This window comes from Paenibacillus sp. JT31N11 (assembly GCF_056269285.1).
This window is the reverse complement of the sequence record NZ_JBWDNQ010000008.1, coordinates 204,291-218,891: the sequence shown is the minus strand read 5'-3', so window position 1 is coordinate 218,891 and position 14,601 is coordinate 204,291. Positions and strand designations below refer to the sequence as shown.

Below are 14,601 nucleotides of genomic sequence, written 5' to 3'. Positions count from 1 at the left end.
CTTTCATAGCATAGAGAATGAAAGCATGGAGAGGGCGGATTGAATGCCGATATTGGATACAGGAATGCTGTTGAACCGCAATCATCCCAATTCGATAACGATCGCCATCAGAGCTGTTAACAGGGGAAGGCATCATGCTGTGGTTGGCATTCAAAGCTACAGATTCCATTCCGGATCTGTCCGGGATGAGGGGGAATTCGGGAGCGAGCAGGTGCGCACGATTCGGCTTGTTGCACTTGCGCCGGCGCAGCAGGAGGAATCCGCATTTGCCATCAGCCATACGCTGCAGAATCTTCAGAGCTTCGGCATTCGTATCGTCGCCGGGGGTCCTGGCGGACGCGATGTTGCAGCCATGGCGGTTGAGCTGGATGCGGACGGAAATATGCTTCATATCCATCCAATGCCCGCAGTGCGGACCGCGAACCGGGATGAGAAAGGCTTGGCCTATGTGGCCAATCACACCCAGCACAGTCTCACCGTTATCGATACCTCTACCGATACGAGGATTGCGACCTTGCCGCTGAACGCCGGCAGCAGTCCAAGACAGGTGGCCATCACCCCTGATGGCTCGAACGTCTACGTGACCTGTCCGGGAGACAAGACAGTGAAAGTGATCGATTCCTTCACCCAGTCCATACGCGCCGAGATTCATTTCCCCGCCAATGCCGTACCGCTGGGAGCAGCCATTGCTCCAGACGGGAAAATCGCGTATGTCTCAACTCTCGTGGCGGATTACATTGCCATCATCGATACAAATTCGCTTGCGATACTCAAGCTGATCCCGCTGCCGGAGGGCTGCGACCCATCCTATATTGCGGTTGCGCCGGACGGAAAACACGCTTACTGCTGCCTCATCAGCGCAGGAGCCGTCGTTGTCCTGGATACTTCAAAACGCACGATTTCCATGCTCCAGCTGCCGGAAGGAAGCCAGCCTTCGGCTCTTGCGATTACCCCCTGCGGCACATTCATTTATGTAACGGATATCTATTATGAGCGCATTTATGTCATTCGCAGCCAGACCGGAACGATTGTGAAGACGATCGCTTTAATTCCCGGCAGTGATCCCCAGAGCATCGTCATCACGCCTGACGGGTCGCTCGCCTATGTGGCGAACCGGGGGAGCGACGAAATTATGGCGATTAATCTGTCGCGCAACGAAATGCTCACCATGATCGATCTGCCCGAAGGAAGCCAGCTGAGCGATTTGGCCGTGACCAGCGACGGGTCCAAAGTTTACGCAACCGTCCTGACCTTCGGATATGTCGCCGTTATCGACACGCAGAATCATATGCCGGTCGCCGTTCTGCCTACGGGCAGCTTCCCGTCCGGAATTGCCGTCACGCCTATCATGCTCATGTAGAAAAAGACCTTCAATCCCGGATTGAAGGTCTATATGCCGTACTATGTTGAAGCAAGCTTATGCGTTGCTGTGCTCATGAAGGGGGAGCCACTCCAGCACCCGCTGTATTTTGCGGTCCCAGTAGCCCCAATCGTGACTGCCCGGCTCCTCCTCATAGGTGAGCGGCAGCTTCAGATCCCCGGCATGCTTGCGGAAACGCAAATTATCCTGATAGAGAAAGTCCTCGGTGCCGCAGCATTGGAAGAGCTGGGGAGGGTTCTGATGGTCCGCGGCATCCGACGCCAGTCTGAACAAATCATTAGGGCTGTCTCGCAGCTGCTCGACGCTGCCATAAATCAGATCAAGGTCTTTGTTCCGGTCCTTGTAAAAGCCGGTCACATCAAGCGCGCCGGACAAGCTTGCCGCGGCTGCATAACGATCGGGATGGCTGAGCGCCAGCTTGAAGGCGCCATATCCGCCCATGGACAGGCCTGCGACGAAATTATCCTCCCGCAGGTCCGAAAGCGGGAAGAAGGAGCGTGCCAGCGCAGGCAGCTCTTCGCTGATAAAGGTCCAGTAATCCAGACCGCTGACCATATTGGTATAGAAGCTGCGTCCTACGGCGGGCATAACGACGGCAAGGCCAAGCGGCGCAACATAACGTTCGATGGAGGTGCGGCGGAGCCAGATAGTGTGATCGTCGGACAAGCCGTGAAGCAGCAGCAGCGTCCGGTGCTTGTTTCCGTGTGACTGCGTTTCCATTCCAATTTGGGAATACGTCGTCTGAGGCAAAATCACATTCATTGAAGTGCTGAGCCCGAGCGCCTCCGAGTAAAAATCGCATTGAATAAGTGCCATGTAAATCCATTCCCCCATAAAATCGAAATTTTCCTGCTACGCCCTATATGTTCAACATAAAAATCGGAAGTCCTTCCAAAAGGATAACATTTTGAGGCCGCTGTGAGGCATACGTCTTGGTTTATTTGGTTATGGATGGTGAAACAGCCTATAATATAACGTATCTGCAGATGGATCGTACAAGCGGAATTATAAACTTAAGCAGGGAAGTGAGCTGTCTTGCAAATAACGAGTGACGCTGCCTTGAAGGAAGCGGATCAACATACGACCGAAGCCTTCCGGAGGCTTGAAACCGGAGCCGCAGCCCATCTGGAGTCCAGCAAAATCAAGGATGCAGTCGTTCTGCTGGACGGCAGGACGGCGTGGAGCTGGCATGACAAAGGCGAGGATCGCGTCGGGGCCGTCTACTCCCTGACCAAAAGCATTTTATCCGCTCTTATCGGCATTGCGATCGGTGAAGGCTGCATACAAGGGGTGAAGCAGCCCATTGCGGATTATTTTGCAGAAGTGGCATCAGCGGAAGATCCCCGAAAGCGCGGAATTCTGATAGAGCATCTGCTCACCATGACGCCAGGATTTCACTGGCCTGATTTCGATAAGCCGTACTGGAAGATGAGACGCACCCCGGATTGGGTTTCCTTCATATTGGACCAGCCTATGGCTCATACGCCTGGCGAAGCTTTTACCTATAATTCGGGAGGCTCGCATCTGCTGTCCGCCATTCTGAGGAAAGCGACGGGTGAACCGGTTTACGACTACGCAAAGCGGCATCTGTTCGACAAGCTTGGCTTCATAAGGCCCAGGTGGAACAGCTCCTCCGGTATTCATGAGGGAGGAACGGGCCTCCATATAAGCGCGCAGGATATGGCGAAGTTCGGGCAGCTCTATCTGCAAGGAGGAATGTGGAACGGCGAGCAGCTCGTCCCGGTTTCCTGGGTGGAGAGCTCGACATCAAGGCATCACCAGGGCTTGCAGCATTATGAGCCGCCGATCTTCGGGGAGTACGGCTATCATTGGTGGGTTTCTCCCAGAGAGCTCAATGGGAGCGTCGATTATTATTTTGCCAAGGGATATGGCGGCCAGTATCTGTTCGTTATACCGGAGCTTGCACTCGTGACCGCCATTCGCAAGGAACCGGAGGGAAGAAGCCGCTCCATCTGTGCAAAGCAGCTGCTCCATGATTGGATTATTCCGCTTGCAAGGGAGCATAGAATATAATCCGGTTGCCAAAAGGGTCGGCGATCCGCACCTCGGCTGTATTCCATGGCGTTTCTTCGATTCCGGGCTTAGCGTACTTGTAATTCTGCTCCAGCAGCCGGCTGTGGTAGGCCTTCAGCTGAGTCATGGCGATGCGTACCGCCGAGCCCGGGCTGCAGTCTCCGTGATGCTCGGACAAGTGCAGAACACATTCACCGAATGATACTTCCATGTAAAGCGGAAAATTTTCTTCAAAACGATGTTCCCATTCCACCTTGAAGCCAAGGTAATCCACATAAAATTCCCTGGCCTTGGCCTCGTCGAAAATACGCAGTATCGGTGTCACGCGGTTCATAGTGATCTTGTCTGCCACTTACGATCCCTCCAAACGTATTGGTTCTACATCCGATCATGGCACTGAAGCGGAAATACTGTCAAGGGTGTTCATATTCCGTTCAAAAAACGAATGTAAGCTTAAGCACATAACCTCAACATTCGCGTGCCGCCCTACAGGCAGAAAGGAAGTCATTTACGATGGAAACAACAGTCAGCACCACCCAGGCAAGCGGGCCTCCGGCTTCCAAGGGAAATTGGAGATTATTTCTCAAGATGATCAGGCAGACCAAACCTTCAATCCCGATCCTGACAATCGCTGTCATCATGAGCGTGGCTGCGACGCTTGTCGGGCTGATTATCCCTTTATTCACGAAAAATCTCGTCGACGGCTTCTCAATCAGCAATTTGAGCTTCGGTCAAATCGGTCTCATTGGCGGGATTTTCGTCGTCCAGACGATTGCCAGCGGCCTCTCCATTTATATGCTCAACCGGATCGGTCAGAAGGTTGTGGCCGAGCTGCGCGACAGGCTGTGGAAAAAGCTGCTGATCCTGAAGGTAAGCTACTACGACAGCCACCGCACAGGGGAGACGATCAGCCGGATGACCAATGATACCGGCGTCGTCAAATCCTTAATCGCCGAGCATATGACGGGCTTCTTCACGGGGATCATCTCCGTGATCGGCTCCATTGTGGTGCTGTTCTATATGGATTGGAAAATGACCGCTGTCATGCTGGGCGTTATTCCGGTCGCCGCCTTGTTCCTTGTGCCGCTGGGACGTCAAATGTTCAAAATATCCAAGGGACTGCAGGAGGAGACGGCCTCCTTCACTACGATTTTGACCCAGGTATTGTCGGAAATCCGTCTTGTCAAATCCTCGAATGCCGAGGCCAAGGAGTATGGGAACGGCAAGCAGGGCATTACGAATTTGTTCCGCTTTGGCCTGCGCGAAGCGAAGGTTCAGGCCTTGATTGCACCGCTGATGTTCTTCGTGATGATGATGCTGCTGGTCGTCATTATCGGATATGGCGGGATACGCGTATCATCGGGCGCGCTGTCGGCAGGGGAACTGGTTGCTTTTATTTTGTACCTGATCCAGATCGTGATGCCGATGAGCCAGATCACGACCTTCTTTACCCAGTTTCAGAAAACGATCGGAGCCACGGAACGCATCATTGAGATTCTCGATACGGAAGAAGAGGATCATGTGAGCGGCATCGAGGTCAAGCGCTCGAATCAGGTCATTTCCATTGACCATGTATCCTTCGCTTACGGACAGGAGGAGCTTGTCATTCACGACCTCAGCTTCAAGGTGAATCCGGGCTCGGTGACGGCGATAGTTGGCCCGAGCGGGGGAGGCAAGACCACCTTGTTCTCGCTGCTGGAACGGTATTACGAACCGACCTCCGGCTCCATACGGTTGGGCTTGGATGAAATTCAGACGTTCTCGCTTCAGTCTTGGCGCAGCCAGTTCGGTTACGTTTCCCAGGAAAGTCCCTTGATTGCCGGCACAATTCGTGAAAATATTTGCTACGGCATCCATCATGAGGTGACCCAGGAGCAGCTGGTGCAGGCTGCGAAGATGGCTTATGCCGATACCTTCATCCGCGAGCTGCCCAAGGGCTACGACACCGAGGTGGGAGAGCGGGGAATCAAGCTCTCCGGCGGTCAGCGCCAGCGTATTGCCATTGCCAGGGCGCTGCTGCGCGATCCGAAGATTCTGATGCTGGACGAAGCCACATCCAGTCTGGACAGCAAATCGGAGGTCGTCGTGCAGGAAGCGCTCAAAAATCTGATGGCAGGCCGGACAACGCTTGTGATCGCCCACAGGCTGGCAACCGTCGTGGAAGCAGAGCAGATACTCTTTATCGAGAAAGGCCGGCTCACCGGCAGCGGAACGCATGAGGAGCTGCTCAAGTCGCATGTGATGTACCGCGAGTTTGCCACGCAGCAGCTGCGGCTGAATGATCACGACGAATATGTTAAACTTTCTGTATAGACCATTCGTCTTAAAGGAAGTTCAGAAAGTTGACATAAAAGGATGAGCGCTTTGAGCAAACAAATATTAATCGTCGACGACGATCCCAAGATCGCCCAATTAATCGAAATCTATCTGATGAACGAAGGATTCTCCATTATCAAGGCAAGCGACGGCCTGCGCGCTTTGGAGCTGATGGATGAGGAGCCCGTGGATTTGGTTATCCTGGATATTATGATGCCTGGCCTGGACGGGCTCAGCGTCTGTCTTCGCATCCGCGAGAACAAAACGACGCCGATATTGATGATCAGCGCCAAAGACGGGGATATGGACAAGATCACGGGATTGATGACAGGCGCCGATGATTATATGGTCAAGCCGTTTAATCCGCTGGAGCTTGTGGCGCGCGTGAAGTCGCTCCTCAGACGGACGTATTATCAGACACAGCCCAAGCAGCAGCAGGCCGATCATATTATTCATGTTCAATCCCTTGAAATAGACAAGCTGACCCATAAAGTCATGTTTGAGGGGCGGGTCATCAAGCTGACGCCCATCGAATTCAGCATTCTGCATCTGTTGGCAGGCCAGCCAGGGCGGGTCTTCAGCTCGGAGGATATTTTCGAGATGATCTGGAAAGAAAAATACTATGAGACGAACAATTCCGTTACCGTCCACATGAGCCGGCTGAGAGATAAGCTCGAGAAGGAAATGGAAGGCGAGAAGCTGATTCACACCGTGTGGGGGGTCGGCTACAAAATTGAAGCTTAGATGGGTTATTCCCTTCTTCTGGAGCGCTGCGACAACGATAGCTGTCCTGCTTATTATGCTGTTCTCTGCGGCGTATCTCCGCGACACTGTTTTTTTTAAAGCCAATTTAATGGATTTCTATATTTTGATCAGGGATTATATCGGGTTTCCGAATATTCTCATTGTTTTATTCTTTCCGCTGTTTCTTATTTCCCTCTTTTATTTCTTCAAGCGGGATAAACGGATCTATCGCGCCCAGTACCTGGAACAGATTATGGCCAATGTCCAGCATATCGCGAGCGGCGATTTCACGCATAAAGTCCCGGTCAAGGAAGGCGGCGATCTGAGCCAGCTTGCCTTCAATATTAACCGGTTCGTCGAGCAGCTGCAGCTGTCGCTGGAAGAAGAACGCCGCTCCCAGCAGACCAAGAATGAGCTGATCACGAATGTTTCGCATGATTTGCGTACTCCCCTTACCTCGATCACGGGTTATTTGGGGTTGATTGAGCAGGATCTGTACCGCGACGAGGTGGAGCTGCGTTATTACATTTCGCTTGCCTATGAGGAATCGGAGCGGATGAGCCAGATTATTCATGACCTGTTCGAGTTCACCCGGCTGCGCAATCATGAGTTCAAGCTGCAGGCAGTGAAAATCAATCTGATCGAAATGCTGCATCAGCTGGCCGAGCAGTTCCAGCTTCAGCTGGAGCAGGCTCAAATTACGGCGCGTTTGCATTTTGAAGAACCGGCCCTGTATGTATTTGCGGACGGCAACAGGTTGCGCAGAGTCTTCGAGAATCTGATCACAAATGCCATCCTGTACGGCAAAGACGGCAGGGTGCTGGATATTTTCGGAAGCCGGAACAATGGGCATATCCTGATCGACGTCGTGAATTATGGAGAAGAGATTCCGCAATCGGATCTGCCGCATATTTTCGACCGCTTCTACCGGGTGGAGAAATCCCGCTCCACGCATACGGGCGGATCGGGTCTGGGGCTTGCCATTGCCAAGCAAATTGTGGAGATGCATGAGGGCAGCATTCATGTGAGCAGCGATATAGAGCGGACTGTTTTCTCGGTAAGGCTCAAGGAGCTATAAGCCTAATCATCTAACAGCGGCATACCGGCACTCATAACCCGGCATGCAGCTGTTATTTTTATTTAGAGAACCGTAAGGTTTTCGTTATGTTTTCTTATCCGGGCATTAATGGCTTGCCTTCATACTAAGGCTACAAGAAGAAACGGCTGCGCCCCTTGCCGGACAGCCGGCCTATATTTCTTCCCTTCGAAAAATGGAGAGGAGCCCGCAGGCCATGCTTAATGCCGCAATAATGAAAAAGTCCGTTCAGCTCGTAATTCTGATCACGATGGCTTATGCGATATTAACGAATTGGGAATTGATGAGACAGAAAACATCCAATCTTGTTCATGGACTTTCCAATCTTAGACTAAACAGCGGAGGTTCGTCCCTTGGAACGCTGCAGGGGGAAGCCGCCTTGTTGATGGACGAGAAGACGGGGGAGATCCTGTACAGCAAGAATCCGCATATGAAGCTTTATCCGGCAAGTACGACCAAGATACTGACGGCGCTGATCGCGCTGGAGAAAGGTGACCCGGATGCCATCGTTACGGTCGGGGATGAGGCACAGCTTCGAACGCCGGATGAGAGCTCGGCCGGACTATACGAAGGACAGCAGCTCTCGCTGCGCGACCTTCTCTCTGCCTTGATGCTTCCATCAGGCAATGACGCAGCCCGGACGATTGCCCGGTATATTTCGAGTCAGGAGCTGGGCTGGGCGGTCAGCGCAGAAGAGGGAATCCGCTGTTTCGCGGATCTGATGAACGATAAGGCGAAGGAGCTGGGAGCCAGGGAGTCCCATTTTGTCAATCCTCACGGTCTGCATGATCCTGATCATTATACGACGGCGTATGATCTTGCGATCATTGCGAAGGAAGCCAGGAAGAACAAATTGTTCAAGCAGATCGTCAGCGAGACCGAGCGTTCCGTCACTGCGGGGCAGGAGACCCAAACGTTCGTAAACCGCAACAAGCTCCTACAAAATACGGATGAGAATTATTATGATGGCGCTACCGGGATCAAAACCGGCTTTACTGAAAAAGCGGGGTACTGCCTTGTAGCATCCGCCAGCCGCCAATCCGCCAACCTGATTGCGGTGGTGCTGCATTCCACATCGACAGGGGTATGGTATGATGCCAGAACGCTGCTGAATTACGGCTTTGCCATGGATAAGGCGATTCACGGTTCCTCGGCCGAAAAGAATATTGCGTCGATCCGATAAAAGTAATTTCCATTCTCACTGATAATTATTATCACCATTGGCAATACTGTCTTCATAAGATCCTGCATGAAGAAGAAACGGGTGAATATAAACTCGATAAAGTCAAGAAGAAAACGGACAGCCTTCTGGCAAAGGCTGTCCGCATTTCGGATCTACAGTTTGGATTCGAACGTTCTGCAATCTGTTTCCTCTGAGTTGCTCGCTTGTTTGCTCCGGTTGTTGACCACATAGATGGAAGACGCATTGCAGTGGTTGCCCGCTGCCCAATGCTTGCAGGAGTTTACTTCACATAAAACATCTTTAGCCATGGATTGATTCACCTCCCGTCCATTTATTTAGGATGGGCGTTTACCTGCTTGTTTTATACCTGTGCCGCCAAGTTATTGTTTCTTGCTGTACGGAAGAGATTGTAATTTAGTTTCGGCGCCCCCGCAGCAGCTCCGGCAAATTGCATTTCCGGAATCTATTAAAAATTGGTCTTGCCGAGCCGGCCGACATGCTATAGAATAAGGTCAGCTATTAACGGCGATGGAGTTCGCCGCAAACCGCCCTTAACGGGCTGATGACTCCTACCGGTGGAAACACTGGTAGGAGTCTGTTTTTTTTGTCCGGATGCAAGAAGATACGGCTGAAGCCGCTCTCTGGCGGCGCAGCAGGTATCTTCCCTTAGAAATATAAGCAAAGTATGAGAGGTGTTATATTTTCTTATATTTCAAGAAGATACGGCTGAAGCCGCTCTCTAGCGACGCAGCAGGTATCTTCCCTTAGAAATATAAGCAAAGTATGAGAGGTGTTATATTTTCTTATATTCCAAGAAGATACGGCAAACGCCGCTCTCTGGCGGCGCAGCAACAGGAGGTTCATGTGATGCAAGACGGTTCAGCAGGCGGCAAATCCTCTTTTTATAAGCGTTATGCAGGGCGTATCCAGCTCTTGCAGCATTTTGTACTCACGGGAAGCTTTATGAAATGGGTCTTATACGGCGCGTTAATCGGAATTTTGACAGGATCGGCCTCCGCATTATTTCTGGCTGCGCTGGACTATGCCACAGAAGAGAGAATCAGTCAGCCCTGGCTGCTGTTTCTGCTGCCGTTCGGCGGGGCACTGGTGAGTTATGCTTATCTTCGTCTTGGCGGCAGCTCTGCCAAGGGGAACAATCTGATCCTGGAACAGGTCAACAACGGTCAGGAGAGGATTCCGTTTCGCATGGCGCCGCTCGTTCTTGCCGGCACCGTCATTACCCATTTGCTGGGCGGTTCGGCGGGACGCGAAGGAACGGCCGTGCAAATGGGCGGAAGCATGGCGGAATGGCTGGGGAAGAGGCTTAAGGTTAACCGGACGGATCGCGCCATCCTGCTGATGTGCGGAATCAGCGGAGGGTTCGGTTCCGTCTTCGGGACACCGCTTGCCGGTGCGGTGTTTGGCATGGAGGTAGCGGTCATCGGGATGCTGCGGTACGAGGCGCTGCTGCCCTGCTTTGCGGCAAGCTTCGTCGGCGATCTCGTCACCAAGTCATGGGGGATTCATCATGTTCAATACGCAATGAGCGGCATACCGGGCATTAGCTGGCTCGTTATCGTGAAGGTATTGGCCGCTTCTGTTTTGTTTGGGCTGACCAGCCTGCTGTTCAGCGAGCTTACGCATGCCTGTAAAAGGTTGTTCACGCGGCTGTTCCCTCATGTGGCGCTGAAAAGCTTCATCGGCGGACTGATCATTATCGCGCTTGTCTATGCTGCGGGTACCCGCGATTATTTGGGCCTTGGCATTCCGCTGCTCGTACAGTCCTTTACGGAGCCTGTTCACTCACTGGCTTTTCTATGGAAGACCTTGTTTACATCGCTCACGCTCGGTGCCGGATTCCAGGGAGGCGAGGTGACGCCGCTCTTCGTTATTGGCGCCGCACTTGGCAATGCGCTTGGAAGCCTGCTGCATATCAGCCTGCCGTTCATGGCGGGTCTGGGACTTGTTGCTGTGTTCAGCGGCGCGACGAATACACCCATCGCCTGTTTTATTCTCGGCATTGAATTATTTGGCTCCGATGCGATGATCTATATCTTCATGGCCTCTATTGTCGGTTACCTGTTCTCCGGTCATTCCGGGATCTACACGTCGCAGCGGATTGGTGCAGGCAAGATTGGAATGAGGGGATCCGACCCTGATGCAACGCTCGCTGCTTACCGCAGAAGGGTGAAGTAATCAAGCCCTAAACCAGGCAAGGCATCCGAAAATGAACCGGGACCATTACCAGTATTTTAATTCGTTGGTATAATAATCATGATTCGAAATGCCGTTTCAATGATAAAGGAGGGAATTCCAATGAAAATGAAAATCGGTATCGTGGGGGACTTCAACCCGGCATATCCCTCACAGCAGGCTGCGCAGGAAGCGCTTGTCCATTCCTCCGAAAGGGCAGGAATAAGCGCCAGGATCGACTGGATCCCGCCAACCGGCGTCAAGGATCGGATGTATGATTATAACGGCTATTGGATTGCTCCCGGCGTTCCTGAATCCTTGGATGGCGTGCTGCAGGTGATTCAATATGCGCGGCAGAATCAAGTTCCGGTTCTTGGAACATGCGGCGGTTTTCAATATATGGTGATGGAATTTGCGAGAAATGTTTTGCAGATTGAGGATATCGGTCATGAAGAGCAGAATCCTGCCGCCAGGAATCTGATCATAAGCAGGCTCAGCTGCTCCCTCGCAGGCCAAGACGTGAAAGTAATCATCATGAAGACTTCCCGCGTCTATGACATCTACCAAACGGAAGAGGTGACAGAGCCGTTCAGATGCAGCTTTGGTTTGAATGCCGCCTACATAACGGAACTTGAGAACGCCGGTCTCCTCATAACCGGATCAGATAGCAGCGGAGAGCCGCGTGTGATTGAAATGCCGGAGCATCCGTTCTATATCGGCACCTTATTTGTTCCCCAGCTTCGTTCAACGCCCGTTTCACCCCATTGCCTTGTTGATGCATTCCTGGAACACGCATCCCGTTAAGATAAGGTACCGCATAACTCCTCATTCCGCTTCGCGTGAAGCAAGCTCTCTCCTGTGTCACAGTAAATCCTCCATCATGATCAGACCGCCATGGAATTTCCATCTTCCAGCGTTTCCAGGGGATGGCCGGACGGCGGGAACCCGGATCGTTGATCATTTGCCGATTTTTGATCCGGATGACGAACAGCGGTGTCAACTTCGCCGCCGGCGAAGTTTTAAACAGCAATATTTATTCCCATGAGCTGGAAGCGCAGCTTGGGGTCAAGGGGGCCAACTCCAGGACTGGCTGAAGGATAAGCCTCGGCACCGGAATCGCCGCGCAATCCTCCGGAAGGTTGTCGAATTCGACCTTAACTTCAGAATGTTGTCGCAATACACCTTCGCCGCAGGGCTTAGCTTGAGACAATACCAGAAGAACGACTCCTTCATGACGAATGTCTTCACCGGTACGCCGACCGATACGGGGAGAGCCGCTGCTGCTTCTTGGGATCCACTGGAAGCCCAAGAAAAATGTCGTCTGCTTTATTGATAGTTATACTCTCAAAGTATAATCAGGGCTTGGCGCAGCAGCCTGTATTAATGCTAGTGGTTGGAACAGCGTGCAGCAAGGTTTTTCCGTTTTGCAGGGGCGATTATCGGGCCTGCGAAGTGTGGAAGGAGGTTTTTCCTTGCTGGAGCTACCGATCGTGCAATGCGAGCGCTAAAGCAGAGCTGCAGCAAGGTTTTTCCTTATTATAGGCGCGATTATCGGGCTTGCGAAGTGTGGAAGGAGGTTTTTCCTTGCTGGAATTTTCGATCGTGCAATGAAAGCGCCAAAGCAGAGCTGCAGCAAGGTTTTTCCGTTTTGCAGGGGCGATTATCGGGCCTGCGAAGTGTGGAAGGAGGTTTTTCCTTGCTGGAGCTACCGATCGTGCAATGAAAGCGCCAAAGCAGCGCTGCAGCAAGGTTTTTCCCTTTTGCAGGGCCGATTAACGGGCCTGCGAGGTGTGGAAGAAGGTTTTTTCGTGCTGGAGCTGCCGATCGGCGCTCAGCCTTTCACCGAACAATTGAATGAAGTACCGGGGACTGGGCCGCATTTTTAGAGATGAAAAAAATAGGATGGGGTTTAGCTAGAGGGATACTCAAATATACTTTAGAAGGTGAGACCGAATGAATGTATCCGTGAATTCTAACAAGGTCTTGATGGGGAGCGGCAGCCATGGATGAACGGAGGTATAAAGAAAGCTACAGTCCTCAGAGATCGGCGATAGCCGTTACTTCCTGCATGTATCTGGTAAAATAGGAGCAGATATTATTCTGCTTACGATGAAGGGGAACGATTATGCCGGACAGAGAGCTGAAGAATGATACAATCATTTATAAGCGCGGCGTGGGATATGAGCTTCGGCTCCTTCTGTTCAAGCCCGAGAGCTGGCGCGCGGATGACAAACGGACCGCAATCGTGTGGATTCACGGCGGCGGCTGGAGAAGCGGAGAGCCTGAACGTTTCGGGCGGCATTGCCGGATGTTTGCCGGACGCGGCGCTGTGAACTTCAGCGTGCAATACAGACTTCTCCCGCAGGAAGGCGAGCTGCCGGGAGACGGCGCTGCCCGCAGCGTGGAGGAATGCATCTCCGACTGCAAATCCGCGATTCGTTATATTCGCGGACATGCGCTGCAATTCGGTATTCATCCAGACCGGATCGCCGTGGCCGGCGACTCGGCAGGAGGACATCTGGCCGCGAGTATGGCGACGCTGGCAGGCTGCGATGAGCCTGGAGAGGATCTGGCAACTTCGGCGAAAGTCGATCTGGTGGTTAACTGCAACGGAATCGTTGATTTCACAGGCAAATGGAAGATGATGATCCCGCAGCGTGAGAGCGGGCAGCCTGTGGTAAATTGGATGGAACGGCATAAACATGCGCAAGCGTTGTCCCCCCTGTACAATGTGGCAGCCGGTCAACCGCCGATGCTGATTATACATGGATTAGAAGATGAGGTTGTTATACCCGAGGATGCGGTGCGCTTCTATGAAGCTTACACTGCGGCCGGCAATGAAGCGGAGCTGGTCTTGTACGCAGAATTGAAGCACGCTTTTATCCTGTTCGATTATACGGCAGCGGAGGTTGAGGTCCTGCAGGCGCTGGGACGGATCGATGATTTTCTGGTCAGCCACCGTTTTCTTGATGAGATCCAGTTAACCTATTCCAGGGAGGCGAACGACTATGAATGAACGGCTTCCGCAAAAGATCAGCAGAAGGGCTTTCCTCAGCACATCCGGCAAATTAGCGTTAGGAATAACGGGATTGGTGGCGGGAAGCACCGGGTTATTTTATTATGGAGCACTCAAGCATAGAGTGCCTGCCTCCCAGGAGATTCCAAGCCATATGGCTGAACTCGGTATTCTTGGACAGTTAACGGCCCTTCAGGGCATGAATAAGATCCATTATGAGGCAACGATCCATGACGCCTGGGTGACCAAACCCGTCAAAAGTTTTGTCTACGTCTCGGTTGATGCGAAAGGCGGGCTGCTTATTCTGTCGCCTGCATGTACGCATCTGGGCTGTAAGATTGATCCGGTTCCGGTGGAGAAGCGCGGCGGCTCCAAAAATTTGTTCTTCCAGTGCCCTTGTCATGGCGCCGAATTCGATGACAAAGGTAACGCAGTTGGCGTGGTTTCGCAGGGATTGGATTCGTATGAGGCGCTTGTCGCGGACGGTAAAGTGTATATCGATATTTTGGCACCGATAAAAGGAAGCATTTCTTCATGATTGCATGACCGGTTGTGATATCATGGATAATATAACGCGGTTCCGGACCATAAGAGAATCACGAAGGCAGAAGCCGCTCACTTCTCAAAAAAGGAGTCTG

General features: G+C 52.3%; 13 protein-coding genes and 1 riboswitch. Of the genes, 10 read left to right on the top strand and 3 right to left on the bottom strand.

Annotated features, from left to right (window positions below; genetic code table 11):
• Positions 1-43 precede the first annotated feature (43 nt).
• A complete protein-coding gene (locus AC0YNV_RS25325; RefSeq protein ID WP_475770513.1) occupies positions 44-1,360 on the top strand; it encodes a beta-propeller fold lactonase family protein in 1,317 nt (438 codons plus the stop codon).
• A gap of 57 nt (positions 1,361-1,417) precedes the next feature.
• On the opposite strand, the gene AC0YNV_RS25320 is transcribed toward AC0YNV_RS25325, so the two are convergent.
• Positions 1,418-2,197: an alpha/beta hydrolase gene (locus AC0YNV_RS25320; RefSeq protein ID WP_475770512.1), complete on the bottom strand. Its 780-nt coding sequence runs from the start codon at positions 2,195-2,197 to the stop codon at positions 1,418-1,420.
• A 219-nt stretch (positions 2,198-2,416) separates the two neighbouring features.
• On the opposite strand from AC0YNV_RS25320, the gene AC0YNV_RS25315 reads away from it, so the two are divergent.
• Positions 2,417-3,415 (top strand): serine hydrolase domain-containing protein, encoded by a 999-nt coding sequence (locus AC0YNV_RS25315; protein ID WP_475770511.1) that lies wholly within the window; start codon positions 2,417-2,419, stop codon positions 3,413-3,415.
• On the opposite strand, the gene AC0YNV_RS25310 is transcribed toward AC0YNV_RS25315, so the two are convergent.
• A complete protein-coding gene (locus AC0YNV_RS25310) occupies positions 3,384-3,749 on the bottom strand; it encodes a glyoxalase superfamily protein (protein WP_475770654.1) in 366 nt (121 codons plus the stop codon). The two genes, AC0YNV_RS25315 and AC0YNV_RS25310, sit on opposite strands and share 32 nt — an antisense overlap.
• A 179-nt stretch (positions 3,750-3,928) precedes the next feature.
• Here AC0YNV_RS25310 and AC0YNV_RS25305 point away from each other — a divergent pair, with 179 nt between their 5' ends.
• The 4 genes from AC0YNV_RS25305 to AC0YNV_RS25290 all read left to right on the top strand — a co-directional run bounded on the left by AC0YNV_RS25305 (position 3,929) and on the right by AC0YNV_RS25290 (position 8,754).
• Entirely contained in the window at positions 3,929-5,728 is a 1,800-nt protein-coding gene (locus AC0YNV_RS25305; protein ID WP_475770510.1) for an ABC transporter ATP-binding protein, read from the top strand.
• 51 nt (positions 5,729-5,779) lie between these two features.
• The gene (locus AC0YNV_RS25300) at positions 5,780-6,475 is read left to right on the top strand and encodes a response regulator transcription factor (RefSeq protein ID WP_210040706.1); all 696 of its coding nucleotides are present in this window, start codon (positions 5,780-5,782) and stop codon (positions 6,473-6,475) included.
• On the top strand, positions 6,465-7,553 hold the full coding sequence (locus AC0YNV_RS25295; protein ID WP_475770509.1) for a sensor histidine kinase: 1,089 nt from the start codon (positions 6,465-6,467) through the stop codon (positions 7,551-7,553). Before AC0YNV_RS25300 ends, AC0YNV_RS25295 begins: the two co-directional genes overlap by 11 nt.
• 214 nt (positions 7,554-7,767) lie before the next feature.
• Positions 7,768-8,754 carry a D-alanyl-D-alanine carboxypeptidase family protein gene (locus tag AC0YNV_RS25290; protein ID WP_475770508.1) on the top strand — a complete coding sequence of 329 codons (987 nt, stop codon included), beginning with the start codon at positions 7,768-7,770 and terminating at the stop codon, positions 8,752-8,754.
• 152 nt (positions 8,755-8,906) lie between these two features.
• On the opposite strand, the gene AC0YNV_RS25285 is transcribed toward AC0YNV_RS25290, so the two are convergent.
• A complete protein-coding gene (locus AC0YNV_RS25285; RefSeq protein ID WP_210040708.1) occupies positions 8,907-9,062 on the bottom strand; it encodes a DUF1540 domain-containing protein in 156 nt (51 codons plus the stop codon).
• Positions 9,063-9,269: 207 nt separating this feature from the next.
• Positions 9,270-9,333: riboswitch (Fluoride riboswitch) on the top strand.
• A gap of 288 nt (positions 9,334-9,621) precedes the next feature.
• On the opposite strand from AC0YNV_RS25285, the gene AC0YNV_RS25280 reads away from it, so the two are divergent.
• The 4 genes from AC0YNV_RS25280 to AC0YNV_RS25265 all read left to right on the top strand — a co-directional run bounded on the left by AC0YNV_RS25280 (position 9,622) and on the right by AC0YNV_RS25265 (position 14,501).
• The gene (locus AC0YNV_RS25280; RefSeq protein WP_475770507.1) at positions 9,622-10,950 is read left to right on the top strand and encodes a voltage-gated chloride channel family protein; all 1,329 of its coding nucleotides are present in this window, start codon (positions 9,622-9,624) and stop codon (positions 10,948-10,950) included.
• Between the two features lie 120 nt (positions 10,951-11,070).
• Positions 11,071-11,751 carry a glutamine amidotransferase-related protein gene (locus AC0YNV_RS25275; RefSeq protein ID WP_475770506.1) on the top strand — a complete coding sequence of 227 codons (681 nt, stop codon included), beginning with the start codon at positions 11,071-11,073 and terminating at the stop codon, positions 11,749-11,751.
• 1,321 nt (positions 11,752-13,072) lie between these two features.
• A complete protein-coding gene (locus AC0YNV_RS25270) occupies positions 13,073-13,963 on the top strand; it encodes an alpha/beta hydrolase (RefSeq protein ID WP_475770505.1) in 891 nt (296 codons plus the stop codon).
• Positions 13,956-14,501 (top strand): QcrA and Rieske domain-containing protein, encoded by a 546-nt coding sequence (locus AC0YNV_RS25265; protein WP_475770504.1) that lies wholly within the window; start codon positions 13,956-13,958, stop codon positions 14,499-14,501. Before AC0YNV_RS25270 ends, AC0YNV_RS25265 begins: the two co-directional genes overlap by 8 nt.
• Positions 14,502-14,601 lie beyond the last annotated feature (100 nt).